Source organism: Burkholderia sp. YIM B11467, assembly GCF_052952715.1.
Genome location: NZ_JBQVSQ010000001.1, coordinates 607,026 through 619,370 on the forward strand (window position 1 = coordinate 607,026; position 12,345 = coordinate 619,370).

Sequence of the window (12,345 nt, forward strand, 5' to 3'; positions counted from 1 at the left end):
CACGTTGCGTGCGCCGCCGCTTACTTGCCGCCGTAGATATCGAAGTCGAAATACTTGCGGTTGATCCGCTGGTACGTGCCGTTCGCGAGAATCGTCGCGAGCGCGTGGTTGAACGCGTCGCGCAGGTCGTTGTCCTGCTTGCGCAAGCCGAGGCCGTCGCCTTGCCCGAAGTATTTCGCGTCGTCGATCGGCGCGCCCGCGAACATGAAGTCCTTGCCCTGCGGTTTCTTCAGGAACCCGTCGCTGGCCGCGATCGACGCCTGGAACGCCGCATCGAGCCGCCCCGTCACGAGATCGGCGTACACCTGATCCTGGTTCTGGTACGACACGACCTGCACGCCGGCCGGCTGCCAGTTCGCGACCGCATAGTCGGCCTGCGCGGAACCCTGCTCGACCCCCACGCGCTTGCCCTTCAGCGACTCGGCGCTCGGCAGCAGCGGCGACCCCTTGTGCACGACCAGTCGCGCCGGCGCGTTCGAGATCCGGTTCGTGAACGCGATCTGCTGCATCCGCTTCGGCGTGATCGTCATCGACGACGCGATCACGTCGAACTTGCGCGCGAGCAGCCCCGGAATCATCCCGTCGAAGCTCGACTCGACCCACACGCAGCGCGCGTGCAGTTCCGCGCACAACGCGTTCGTGATGTCGATCCCGAAGCCCGTCAGCGTGCCGTCGGGCAGCTTGTATTCGAGCGGCGGGTAAGTCGGATCGACCGCGAGGCGGATCTCCTTGCCCGTCCAGTCGCCGGCATGCGCCGTCCCTGCCGCCAGCGCCACCGCGAGCGCCACCATCCACTGTTTCATTGCCAGTCTCCTTGTGTAAATCGTGATTCGTGAATTGAAATCGTGCAACCGCTTCATGCGAGGTATCGCTCCGCGAGCGCGATCCAGTAGCTCGCACCGGTCGAGAGGCACGCATCGTTGAAGTCGTAGCCCGGGTGATGCAGCCCGCATCCGGCCGCGCCGTCGCCGTTGCCGATCGACAGGTAGCTGCCTGGGCAAACCTCGAGCATGAACGCGAAGTCCTCGCTCGCCGCGATCGGCCGCAGATGCGGAATCAGCGCCGCGTCGCCGCCCCACTCGCGGGCTACGTCGCGCGCAAAGGCCGTTTCCGCCGCATGATTGACGAGCACCGGATAGCCATATCGATAGTCGATCTCGGCCGTCGCGCCGTAGCTCGCGGCCTGCCCGTGCACGATCGCGCGGATGCGCCGTTCGAGCAGCGCGCGCACGTCCGGCGACAACGCGCGCACGCTGAGTTCGAGCTCCGCATGCTGCGGGATCACGTTCGATGCGGTGCCCGCATGGATCGAGCCGGCCGAGACGATCGCCAGTTCCTGCGGATTCACGTTGCGCGACACCACCGTCTGCAACGCCATCACGATCGACGCACACACCACCACCGGATCGATCGTCGTATGCGGCGCGGCCCCATGCCCGCCGCGCCCGATCACGCGCACGCGCACCTCGTCGGCCGACGCCATCGCCGGGCCGTCGCAGAAACCGAGCACGCCGGCCGGCAGGCCCGGCACGTTATGCATCGCGAACACCGCATCGCACGGGAACTGCGCGAACAGGCCGTCGTCGATCATTCGCTTCGCACCGCCGAGCCCTTCTTCGGCCGGCTGGAAAATCACGTTCAGCGTGCCCGCGAAGCGCGCGCGTTCCGTCAGGCAGCGTGCCGCCGCCAGCAGCATCGCCGTATGACCATCGTGGCCGCACGCGTGCATCACGCCATCGCGCCGGCTCGCATGCGGCAGCCCGGTGGTCTCGCGAATCGGCAGCGCGTCCATGTCCGCGCGCAGCCCGAGCCGTTTCCCGGTGCCGCGCGTCAGTGTGCCGACCACGCCCGTGCCGCCGAGCCCGCGCGTCACCCGATAACCCCACGTTGTCAGGCAATCGGCCACGAGTTCGCTGGTTGCGTGTTCCTCGAAGCCGAGTTCGGGATGCGCGTGCAGCCGGTGGCGCAGCGCAATCATCTCCGCCTCGATGGCCGCCATTTCCGGTGGAATGTGTTCGTGGTCCAACCCCGATTCTCCTCGATACGTTCTGCTGGTCGATCGCCCGGATGACCGAGCCTGGCCGAATCGTATGCAGCGAAAATCCCGGCGAACAGCCGCGGTTTCGTTATGATGACAACCTTTCGTTGTCGGGTATCGCACCATGAGCACGATGAAGCTGCATCAGTTGCAGGCGCTCGTCGCGAGCGCGGAGGCCGGGAGCATCCGCGGCGCGGCGCGCTTGCTCGGGTTGTCGCAGGCGGCCGTCACGCGCGCGCTGCGCGAGCTGGAAGCGAGCGAGCGGCTGCCGCTGCTCGTGCGCGCGCCGGAAGGCATCGGCTTCACCGAATACGGCAAGACGCTGCTCACGCACGCGAAACTCGTGCTGAAGCAGCTCGAACATGCGCAAAGCGACCTCGAACGCATGCGCGGCCGCGTCGAGGGCCGGCTGAGCATCGGCGTGACGCCGTGGCTCACGGTGACGTTCCTCGCGGAAGCCGTGCTGCGGTTTCGCGAGCAGATGCCCGACGTACGCCTCGAACTCTACGAAGCGCTGATGGCCGTCGCCCAGCCGCTGTTGCGCGACGGCAGCATGGACTTCGCGCTCGGCCATGTCCAGCCGGGCGGCACGCAGGAATTCGCGTTCGAGCCGATGCTGCGCTACGACACCTCGGTCATGGTGCGGGCCGGCCATCCGTGCGAACGCGTGCGGTCGATCCACGACCTGCTCGACCGGGACTGGGTGCTGAATTTCGCGGCCGACGGGCAGGCTGCACTCGTCGATTACCTGTTCACGCGCCACGGCGCGCAGATCGACGAGCGGCGCATCGTGCGCGCGCAATCGGTCGCAATGCTGCAGACGATGCTCGAGCAGGCCGACATGTGCACGTGGTGCCCGACGATTCTCGCCGCCGTGCCGCCGTTCGGCGACCGGATGCGTGCGTTGCAGTTGAAGGAGACGTTCGAGCCGCGCGACCTCGGCATCGTCACACGTCGCAGCAGCACGCTGAGCGACGCGGCACGCTGCTTCATCGATTGCCTGCTGCACGTGATCCGCCGCCATGCGCGATCGGCGCGCAAGGAAGATCTCGCGCTGTTCAGGACGGTATCGCTGCTGATCTGACGGCGGCCCCGCTCGTCTCCCGTCCATAGCGCATCCGCGCAAATGCATTTCCGAATCCGTTATTGGATCGCGCCGCGGCTCGTTTCTATACTCGTCAGCACTCTCTGATGAAGAGTGCCAGCCAATTTCGACAGAACAGGACAGGACGAAGAGATGAGCCTACGCCCCTTGCACGACCGCGTCATCGTCAAACGACTCGACCAGGAAACCACCACCGCGTCGGGCATCGTGATCCCCGACAGCGCCGCGGAGAAGCCCGACCAGGGCGAAGTGATCGCCGTCGGCCCCGGCCGCAAGGACGCGGACGGCCAGCGCATCGTGCTCGACCTGCAGGTCGGCGAGCGCGTGCTGTTCGGCAAGTACGCGGGTCAGGCCGTCAAGGTGGACGGCAATGAGTTCCTCGTGCTGCGCGAGGAAGACATCGTCGCGGTCGTCAATCAATAACGGAGCGCAATCATGGCAGCCAAGGAAATCATTTTCAGCGACGTCGCACGTTCGAAGCTGACCGAAGGCGTGAACATTCTCGCGAACGCGGTGAAGGTTACGCTCGGGCCGAAGGGCCGCAACGTCGTGCTCGAACGCAGCTTCGGCGCGCCGGTCGTCACGAAGGACGGCGTGTCGGTCGCGAAGGAAATCGAACTCGCGGACAAGCTGCAGAACATCGGCGCACAGCTCGTGAAGGAAGTCGCGTCGCGCACCAGCGACGCAGCCGGCGACGGTACGACCACGGCCACCGTGCTCGCACAGGCGATCGTACGCGAAGGCCAGAAATACGTCGCGGCCGGGCTCAACCCGCTCGACCTGAAGCGCGGCATCGACAAGGCCGTCGCGGCGGCCGTCGAAGAACTGAAGAAGATCAGCAAGCCGACCACCACGAGCAAGGAAATCGCGCAGGTCGCGACGATCTCCGCGAACGGCGAGGAGTCGATCGGCCAGCGCATCGCCGAAGCGATCGACCGCGTCGGCAAGGAAGGCGTGATCACCGTCGAGGACGGCAAGTCGCTCGCCGACGAGCTCGACGTCGTCGAGGGGCTGCAGTTCGATCGCGGCTACCTGTCGCCGTACTTCATCAACAATCCCGACAAGCAGATCGCCGAAATCGAGAACCCGTACATCCTGCTGCACGACAAGAAGATCTCGAACATCCGCGACCTGCTGCCGGTGCTCGAACAGGTCGCGAAGTCGGGCCGGCCGCTGCTGATCATCGCGGAGGATGTCGAGGGCGAAGCGCTCGCGACGCTCGTCGTGAACAACATCCGCGGGATCCTGAAGACGGTTGCCGTCAAGGCGCCGGGCTTCGGCGATCGCCGCAAGGCGCTGCTCGAAGACATCGCGATCCTCACCGGCGGGCAGGTCATCGCCGAGGAAACGGGGCTGACGCTCGAGAAGGCGACGCTCGCCGAACTCGGCCAGGCGAAGCGCATCGAGGTTGGCAAGGAGAACACGACCGTGATCGACGGCGCGGGCGATGCGAAGAACATCGAAGCGCGCGTGAAGCAGATCCGCGTGCAGATCGAGGAAGCGACGTCCGACTACGATCGCGAAAAACTGCAGGAACGCGTCGCGAAGCTCGCGGGCGGCGTCGCGGTGATCAAGGTCGGCGGTGCGACCGAGATCGAGGTGAAGGAAAAGAAGGATCGCGTCGACGACGCGCTGCACGCAACGCGCGCGGCCGTCGAGGAAGGCATCGTGCCGGGTGGCGGTGTCGCGCTGATCCGCGTGCGGCAGGCGATCCGCGAACTGAAGGGCGTGAACGCCGACCAGGACGCGGGCATCAAGATCGTGCTGCGCGCGCTCGAGGAACCGCTGCGCCAGATCGTCACGAACGCGGGCGAGGAAGCGAGTGTCGTCGTCGCGAAGGTCGCGGAAAGCTCGGGCAACTTCGGGTACAACGCGCAGACCGGCGAGTACGGTGACCTCGTCGAATCGGGCGTGCTCGATCCGACCAAGGTCACGCGCACGGCGCTGCAGAACGCGGCGTCGGTGGCCGGGCTGCTGCTGACGACCGATGCGACCGTGTTCGAAGCGCCGAAGGATACGGCGCCGGTCGCGGGGCCGGGCGGGCCGGGTGCGGGTGGGCCGGGTTTCGATTTCTGACGCAGCGCCGCGCGCCGGTTCGCCGGTATGCGCGCGGCCTTGTGGAAACGTGCAACGCGTGGCGACGGCAGTCGTCACGCGTTTTTTCGTTGGACCATGCGAACCGTCCGTCCGGCTTGGCATGCAAGCGAATCGCGTCGGTCGGGCACACGCTTCAGCGGCGTATCGTTGCATCGATTCATCCGGTGTCATCAGTCGTTTCACAAGTTGATAACGCTGCCGCAACCTTTACGACCTTTTTACTTGCGGCCGCGCGTGCGTTCACTAGAATGTGTTCGCTATCCCTCACCGAGCACGCATCATGCGCATCCGAAGTCCTCGCCCTCCGAGTTGCTTTTCTGCCTGACAGGCAGGACGCCTGCGTCTCCTTTTCCCGAGCCACCGTCCTGCCGACAGGCGGGCGGTGCGCGCCGTAGTTTTTCCCGCGCACGCTTGAACACGACGTCGATGCGGTAATCGCGCATCGTGCGCTCAAGCGACTGCATGCGGCACATCCGTGCAACGACGCGCCATCGATCCGCCTTACCGGCGATGACCGATCGCATGCCCGAATCCGGCATGCCGAACCGGTCCAATTACTTTGTATACCTGAATTCATTCACGGAAATTTCCGATACGGGAGTCCGGTCATGTTCGAGATCGACAAGCAATACACGCGCGAATTCATCCACACCGCATGCGGCGGCAGCAAACAGGCGTTCCTGCCGACGAAGAACGGCAAGGTTGTCGCCGCCTGCCTGCGCACGGACCTCAACCCGCACGCACCCGACGTGATCCTCTGCGACGGCAGCGCGTCCGCACGCGCGGCCGGCAGGACGCTCGCCGCACAACGCGACGCGATTCCGGTGTTCATCAAGATGGAAACGGATGCGTTCCGCTTTGTCGGCCAGTACGTCGTCAGCGAATCGCTCACGGCGCCGCTCGACTGCGCGCCTTACGTGCGCAACAGCAGCTTCACGTCCGGGCAGATCTCGCGCGTGCTCAAGCTGAAGCGTTGCTGATACGCATGCACGGCGCATCGCGCGCCCCGTCTCGGTCGTCTTTCATACAGGAGCAATCATGCTTGGCTTGACGTTCTGGAAACACGTGATCGGCGCGCGGGCCGATGCCATCCGCGAAGACAGGGTGACGGCACACGACCGGCACCGCCGGGTGTCGAGAACCCTCGTGCTGACCAGCGCCGCGGTGGCGTTCGCGGCGATCGCGTTCGGCGCGCCGGTCGTCGGCATCTCGATCTTTCTGCTGACGACGCTGCCATTCGTGCTGTCGGGCACCTGAAGATGTTCGCAGATCGATACACAATTTTAATGCCGGCCCCCCGCGTATCTGACACCGTCTTTACGCGGTTTTGTCTAGGATTTCCCTGTCATCCCGACACGGAGAGATCCGCATGCAAACGCAGCAGGCCGCCGTCGGCGGCCAACCCGACCTTCCCCACCGGCGCGGCGGCATGCCGCTCGCGACCCGGCTGGCCGACTCGTGTCCGCCGGACAACATCCTGCTCGACGTGCCGGTCGAGAGCGCGATCCAGTTGTTCGACCTCGCCGCGCGCTACATCGCGCGCAGCAGCGGGGTTTCCGCGGAACGGATCAGGACCGAGCTGACGAAACGCGAACAGCTCGGCTCGACCGGCCTCGGCCAGGGCGTCGCGATTCCGCATGCACGGGTCGACGGACTCGGCTCGGCCGTCGCGCTGTTCGTTCGCGCACTGTACCCGTTCACGTTCAACGCGCCGGACCGCAAGCCCGTGCGCGAATTCATCGTGCTGGTCCTGCCGAAAGAGGACGACCGCGCGCACCTCGAACTGCTCGCCGACGCGGCGCGGTGTTTCAGCGATCGCGCGTTCCGGCAGGCGTCGCGCGACGCGCTGACGCCCGACGAGATTCACCGGCTCATGCAACGCACGCACTGACGCCGCACCGTGCGGCGACAGGCACTCCCTTCATTCTTTCGACATCTCATGTTCCCAGACCCTGAAAGTCCCACCCTTTCATCACGGCGCGTGGCCGGACTGGCTCGCTCGCTGCCGTTCATGCAGGCCCTGCACGGGCAGACCGTCGTCATCGTCGATGACGGCGCCGCGCGCGATGCGCGTTTTCGCCAGGCGTTCGCGCAGGATGTCGCGCTGCTCGCGCTCACCGGCGTTCGTCCGGTCGTCGTCCAGGGCAGACCGTCCGCGCCCGGCACGCAGTCCGTCCAGGCCGCGTGCGCCGCAATGGCCGAGGTCAACCACGAACTCGTTCGCCTGATCGGCAGCCACGGCGTCAAGGCGATCGGCATCGACGGTCACGACGGCGGCCTGCTGGTGGCCAGCGCTGATTCCGACCGGACGAACACGAACCCGGTCGCGCAATTCGACGGCACCGCGTTGAACGCGTTTCTCGCGAACGGGCTGGTGCCCGTGGTGATGCCCGTCGCGCCGGATGACGCCGGTGAGGATCGCCTGCTGCGTCCGGACCAGCTCGGCAGCCTCTTCGCACAGCGCACCGGCGCGGTGACGCTGGTGATGATGGTCGACAGCGCACTGCTGCGCGAACTCGGCGAACTCGCGGGGCTGTACGGCATCACGGAACTCGAGCAATGGCTCACCGAGCATCCGGCCGCCGATGCGGCGCCCTGCGTGCGGGAAGCGCTCGATGCACTCGCGCACGGCGTGCAAAACGTCCATCTCGCCGATATCGGGCAACCGGAATCGCTGATCGACGAACTGCTGACGGAAGAAGGGTCGGGTGTGGTGTTCTGCCGTCGCGGCAACACCGACCTGCTGTCGGAAACCCGCCGCTACTTCGCCGATTCCGCGTGCGTGCTGCGCGACGGCTTCACGGTCGAGCAGAAGCAGGTCGTGCGTTTCTGACCGGGTAGCGAGAAAGCGCTTGCGGCAGCCCGTGAGGGCCGCCGCAAGCGCGCAGCGTCAACGCCGTGTTGCGAGACGCCGCACCACACGAACGAGCGCATCGACCTCGTCACACGTGTTGTAGAACGCGAGCGACGGCCGCACCGTTGCCTCGAGCCCGAAACGCCGCAGGATCGGCTGCGCGCAGTGATGCCCCGAGCGCACAGCGATGCCCTCTTCGTTCAGCGCCTGCCCGACTTCCTCGGTCTCATAGCCCTTCAGCACGAACGACAGCACGCTCGCCTTGTCGCGCGCGGTGCCGACGAGCCGCACACCCGGCACCGGCGCGAGCACGCTCGTCGCATACGCGAGCAGGTCGTGCTCGTAACGCGCGATGTTCTCGATGCCGACGCGGCTCACGTAGTCGAGCGCCGCGCCGAGCCCGACCGCATCCGCGATGTTGCCGGTGCCGGCCTCGAACCGGTTCGGCGGCGGCTGGAATACCGTGCGCTCGAACGTCACGTCCGCGATCATGTTGCCGCCGCCTTGCCATGGCGGCATGTCGTCGAGGATCGCGCGCTTGCCGTACACAACGCCGATGCCGGTCGGCCCGTAGATCTTGTGCCCGGAGAACACGAAGAAATCCGCATCGAGCGCCTGCACGTCGACGCGCATGTGCGAGATCGACTGCGCACCGTCGACCAGCGCCTTCGCGCCCGCGCGATGCGCGAGCTCGACGATCTCCTTCACCGGCACGACCGTGCCGAGCGCGTTCGACACCTGCGTGACGGACACGATCTTCGTGCGGTCGTTGAGCAGCTTCCGGTATTCGTCGAGCAGCACCTGCCCCGAATCGTCGATCGGAATCACGCGCAGCGTCGCGCCCTTCTGCGCGGCAAGCTGCTGCCACGGCACGATGTTCGCGTGATGCTCGAGATGCGACACGATGATCTCGTCGCCTTCGCCGACGTTCTGCACACCCCACGTCTTCGCGATCAGGTTGATCGCCTCGGTCGTGCCGCGCACGAACACGATCTCGTCCGGCGACGCTGCGCCGATGAAGCGCTGCACCGTTTCCCGCGCATGCTCGTAAGCATCCGTCGCGCGGCCGGCCAGCGCATGCGCGGCACGGTGGATGTTCGAGTTCTCGTGCGCATAGAAATACGCGAGGCGATCGATCACGGCCTGCGGCTTGTGAGTGGTCGCCGCGTTGTCGAACCACACGAGCTGTTTGCCGTTCACGCGCTCCTGCAGGATCGGGAAATCGCGGCGGATCGCGTTCACGTCGAACGGCGGGTGCGCGCCACGATGCAGGTTGCGTTGCGGCTCGACCGCGTGCGCATCGTCGATGAAATAACGCGGCACGTCCACGCCCGATGCGCGCGAAACCGGCGCGTCACGATGCACGGCGAGCAGGTCGCGCAGCGCAGCGTCGCCCGGCAACCCGAATGCTTCCGGTGACGCGAGGCCGTTCGACGGCACGACGATGTCCTGCGGCGTGGCCTGCCAGCCCTGCAGCGAACCGTCGGTGAAGTAGTACGGCGACGGCTTCACGGCACCTTCCGACGCGGCCGCATTCACCTGCGGCACGCCAAGCGCCGCGCCACCGATGCGCGGTTCGAGCGCGGGTGCGATCGACACGACGTTGTCGGGCAGCCCGTTCTGCGCGGCCGCATGCGGCGCGAGCGCGGGCACGCGATTGCCGAGCGACAGCACGTGCGTCGGCGCGGACGGCGCGAGGTTCGTGCCGGCCGCCTTGCCCTGCGGCAGTGCGAGGCCCGGCACGCCGGTGCCCGTGCCGCCCGGCCCCGCGAGCGGCGAGCCGGCGGGCGCCGGGTTGCTCACCGACGCAAGGATCGGCGCGGCAGCCGGCAGCGCCGACGGCACGCCGCCGACCGCGCCGCTGCCCGCCGACAGCCCGGGCGCCGTGGCTTGCCCGGGCGGTGTCGCGAAGAACTCGGATGCGAGTCGCGCGAGCGTCGCGGGGTCGGGCAACCCGGCCGGCAACGGCGCGTGCGGCAGCGCGAGCGCGTCGCCGCCGGCCAGGCCGGGATTAACGGTAGGTGTCGGGATAGTCATGGAACTTGGCGATTTCGACGTCATCGAGGACAGCCAGCGCATCCGGCGAATGGACCGCAAGCGAGCAATACAGCGAGATCAGGTACGACGCGATCGCCTGGTTGTTGATCCCCATGAAACGCACCGACAGGCCCGGCCCCTGCTCGCCCGCGACGCCCGGCTGATACAGGCCGACGACGCCCTGCCGCTTGTCGCCGACGCGCAGCAGCAGGATCTTGGTCTTGCCGTCCGCGACCGGCACCTTGTCCGACGGAATCAGCGGAATGCCGCGCCACGTGAGGAACTGCGAACCGAACAGGCTGACCGTCGGCGGCGGTACGCCGCGCCGCGTGCATTCGCGGCCGAACGCGGCGATCGCGAGCGGGTGCGTGAGGAAAAACGCGGGTTCCTTCCACACCTTCGTCAGCAGCTCGTCGAGATCGTCCGGCGTCGGCGCGCCCGTCAGCGGGAAGATTCGCTGTTCGTCGGTCACGTTGGCCAGCAACCCGTAGTCGGGGTTGTTGATCAGCTGGCTTTCCTGCAGCTCCTTGATCGTCTCGATCGTCAGGCGCAGCTGCTCCTTGATCTGGTCGTGAGGACTGCTGTAAAGATCGGAGATCCGCGTATGCACGTCGAGCACCGTGCTCACCGCATTCAGGAAGTATTCGCGCGGTTGCTCCTCGTAAGGCACGAAGGTCTGCGGCAGCACGCTTTCGTCCTCGAGCTGCGTGCAGGCGGCGCGCACGGCTTCCGGGTTCTTCACCTGGTTCAGCCGATAGATGCCGGCCTCGACCGGCACCCATTGCAGCAGGTGGGTCAGCCAGCGCGGCGTGATCGTGGAAAGCTGGGGGACGGTCTTGGTAGCGTTCGCTAGTTGGCGGGCGGCGTGATCGCTCAGCGCGGCCGTGCCGCTTGCAACGGTCGACATGTGTGGCTCCGGGTTCTTAAGATGAAAAACGGGATTGCTTATGACGCGGGGTGATTATCGGAAGCGCGCACCTGCCGGCTCAACATGCTATAGCCGTCAGGTCGCGCACAACCGAAAGGGAAACGTAACGAGGCGGCCTCAGGTGACGTACGCACTGGGCAGCAGCGTCGAGATCGACACGTCGAACGCACGCGCGATCTTGTCGGCCGTGACGATCGACGCGATCGCCTCGCCGCGCTCGATCTCGCCGACATACGAACGGTTCAGCCCCGCGTGCTCGGCGAGCTGCTCCTGCGACCACGTGCGCGCTTCGCGCAGCTTGCGCACGTTGGCGCCGAAGTGATGGATGAGGTCGCTCATGGCGTGCCCTATGCGACCGGTGCCGCCGCGCGCGGCGCGGCGTTCGCTTCGCTGCGCAGCACGGCCTGCGTGACGTTCGCGCCGGCCGCCACGTCCTGCGTGAGCCACACGTTGCCGCCGATCACCGCGCCGCGCCCGATCGTCACGCGGCCGAGTATCGTTGCGCCCGCATAGATCACCACGTCGTCCTCGACGATCGGATGGCGCGCGAGCCCTTTCTCCAGATGGCCGGCCGCATCGCGCGGGAAACGCTTCGCGCCGAGCGTGACGGCCTGATACACGCGCACGCGCTCGCCGATGATCGCCGTTTCGCCGATCACGACACCCGTGCCGTGGTCGATGAAGAAACCCGCGCCGATACGCGCGCCCGGATGAATGTCGATGCCCGTTTCCGCGTGCGCCTGCTCGGCGATGATCCGCGCGAGCAGCGGCAGGCCGAGCCGGTACAGCTCATGCGCGAGCCGGTGGTGGATCATCGCGAGGATGCCCGGGTAGCACAGCAGCACCTCGTCGACACTGCCGGCCGCCGGATCGCCGTGGAAAGCGGCGAGCACGTCGCTGTCGAGCAGCCGGCGAATCTCGGGCAGCCGCGCGGCGAACGCCTGCACGGCCGCCGACGCGGTATCGCCGACCGGATCGATCGTGCCGTCGGCGTTGCGCTGGCGCGCCGCATAGCGCAACTCGAGCGTCACCTGCGCGAGCAGCGCGTTCAGCGCCGCGTCGAGCGCATGGGCCACGTGGAAGTTCTCGCTCTCCTGGCGCAGGTCGGGCGGCCCGAGCCGCATCGGGAACAGCACGCCTTTCAGCGCGCCGATGATCTGCGCGAGCGCCTCGCGCGCCGGCAGGTCGCGCCCGCCCGGTTCGAGCGAGCGACGCTGCTTCTCGCGCCACGCGCGGCGCACGGTTTGCAGCGACTGAACGATGTCGTCGATTTCGAATGCGGCCAT

At 66.8% G+C, this 12,345-nt stretch carries 14 protein-coding genes; 7 read left to right on the forward strand and 7 right to left on the reverse strand.

Annotation, left to right across the window (positions count from 1 at the left end):
- Positions 1-20: 20 nt before the first annotated feature.
- Together ACTRWB_RS02675 and ACTRWB_RS02680 are read right to left on the reverse strand one after the other, a co-directional pair.
- Entirely contained in the window at positions 21-803 is a 783-nt protein-coding gene (locus tag ACTRWB_RS02675; protein ID WP_129516541.1) for an ABC transporter substrate-binding protein, read from the reverse strand.
- Positions 804-856: 53 nt separating this feature from the next.
- Positions 857-1,978, reverse strand: a complete 1,122-nt coding sequence (locus tag ACTRWB_RS02680; protein ID WP_446901403.1) for a M20 aminoacylase family protein — start codon at positions 1,976-1,978, stop codon at positions 857-859.
- 184 nt (positions 1,979-2,162) lie between these two features.
- Here ACTRWB_RS02680 and ACTRWB_RS02685 point away from each other — a divergent pair, with 184 nt between their 5' ends.
- From ACTRWB_RS02685 to groL, 3 genes are all read left to right on the forward strand, one after another.
- Positions 2,163-3,122 (forward strand): LysR substrate-binding domain-containing protein, encoded by a 960-nt coding sequence (locus ACTRWB_RS02685; protein WP_193101312.1) that lies wholly within the window; start codon positions 2,163-2,165, stop codon positions 3,120-3,122.
- Between the two features lie 153 nt (positions 3,123-3,275).
- The gene (groES, locus tag ACTRWB_RS02690) at positions 3,276-3,566 is read left to right on the forward strand and encodes a co-chaperone GroES (RefSeq protein ID WP_048248265.1); all 291 of its coding nucleotides are present in this window, start codon (positions 3,276-3,278) and stop codon (positions 3,564-3,566) included.
- A 12-nt stretch (positions 3,567-3,578) separates the two neighbouring features.
- Positions 3,579-5,219, forward strand: coding sequence for a chaperonin GroEL (gene groL / locus ACTRWB_RS02695; RefSeq protein WP_446900839.1), 1,641 nt, complete (start codon positions 3,579-3,581; stop codon positions 5,217-5,219).
- A gap of 299 nt (positions 5,220-5,518) precedes the next feature.
- On the opposite strand, the gene ACTRWB_RS02700 is transcribed toward groL, so the two are convergent.
- Positions 5,519-5,764, reverse strand: a complete 246-nt coding sequence (locus ACTRWB_RS02700; RefSeq protein ID WP_446900840.1) for a hypothetical protein — start codon at positions 5,762-5,764, stop codon at positions 5,519-5,521.
- 84 nt (positions 5,765-5,848) lie between these two features.
- Here ACTRWB_RS02700 and ACTRWB_RS02705 point away from each other — a divergent pair, with 84 nt between their 5' ends.
- The 4 genes from ACTRWB_RS02705 (at position 5,849) to ACTRWB_RS02720 (ending at position 8,073) form a co-directional block, all read left to right on the forward strand.
- The gene (locus ACTRWB_RS02705) at positions 5,849-6,220 is read left to right on the forward strand and encodes a DUF6697 family protein (RefSeq protein WP_193101316.1); all 372 of its coding nucleotides are present in this window, start codon (positions 5,849-5,851) and stop codon (positions 6,218-6,220) included.
- A 58-nt stretch (positions 6,221-6,278) separates the two neighbouring features.
- The gene (locus ACTRWB_RS02710; RefSeq protein WP_446900841.1) at positions 6,279-6,497 is read left to right on the forward strand and encodes a hypothetical protein; all 219 of its coding nucleotides are present in this window, start codon (positions 6,279-6,281) and stop codon (positions 6,495-6,497) included.
- Between the two features lie 112 nt (positions 6,498-6,609).
- Complete coding sequence (locus ACTRWB_RS02715) at positions 6,610-7,131, forward strand: PTS sugar transporter subunit IIA (protein ID WP_446900842.1); 522 nt, start codon at positions 6,610-6,612, stop codon at positions 7,129-7,131.
- Positions 7,132-7,179: 48 nt separating this feature from the next.
- Positions 7,180-8,073 (forward strand): amino acid kinase family protein, encoded by an 894-nt coding sequence (locus ACTRWB_RS02720; protein ID WP_446900843.1) that lies wholly within the window; start codon positions 7,180-7,182, stop codon positions 8,071-8,073.
- Positions 8,074-8,130: 57 nt separating this feature from the next.
- Here the strand turns inward: ACTRWB_RS02720 and ACTRWB_RS02725 are convergent, their stop codons facing one another.
- From ACTRWB_RS02725 to epsC, 4 genes are all read right to left on the reverse strand, one after another.
- Entirely contained in the window at positions 8,131-10,131 is a 2,001-nt protein-coding gene (locus tag ACTRWB_RS02725) for a family 2A encapsulin nanocompartment cargo protein cysteine desulfurase (RefSeq protein ID WP_446900844.1), read from the reverse strand.
- The gene (locus ACTRWB_RS02730) at positions 10,106-11,038 is read right to left on the reverse strand and encodes a family 2A encapsulin nanocompartment shell protein (RefSeq protein WP_006479760.1); all 933 of its coding nucleotides are present in this window, start codon (positions 11,036-11,038) and stop codon (positions 10,106-10,108) included. The genes ACTRWB_RS02725 and ACTRWB_RS02730 overlap by 26 nt, the downstream gene beginning before the upstream one ends.
- Positions 11,039-11,176: 138 nt before the next feature.
- Positions 11,177-11,398, reverse strand: coding sequence for a helix-turn-helix domain-containing protein (locus ACTRWB_RS02735; RefSeq protein ID WP_446900845.1), 222 nt, complete (start codon positions 11,396-11,398; stop codon positions 11,177-11,179).
- 8 nt (positions 11,399-11,406) lie between these two features.
- On the reverse strand, positions 11,407-12,345 hold the full coding sequence (epsC, locus tag ACTRWB_RS02740) for a serine O-acetyltransferase EpsC (RefSeq protein WP_446900846.1): 939 nt from the start codon (positions 12,343-12,345) through the stop codon (positions 11,407-11,409).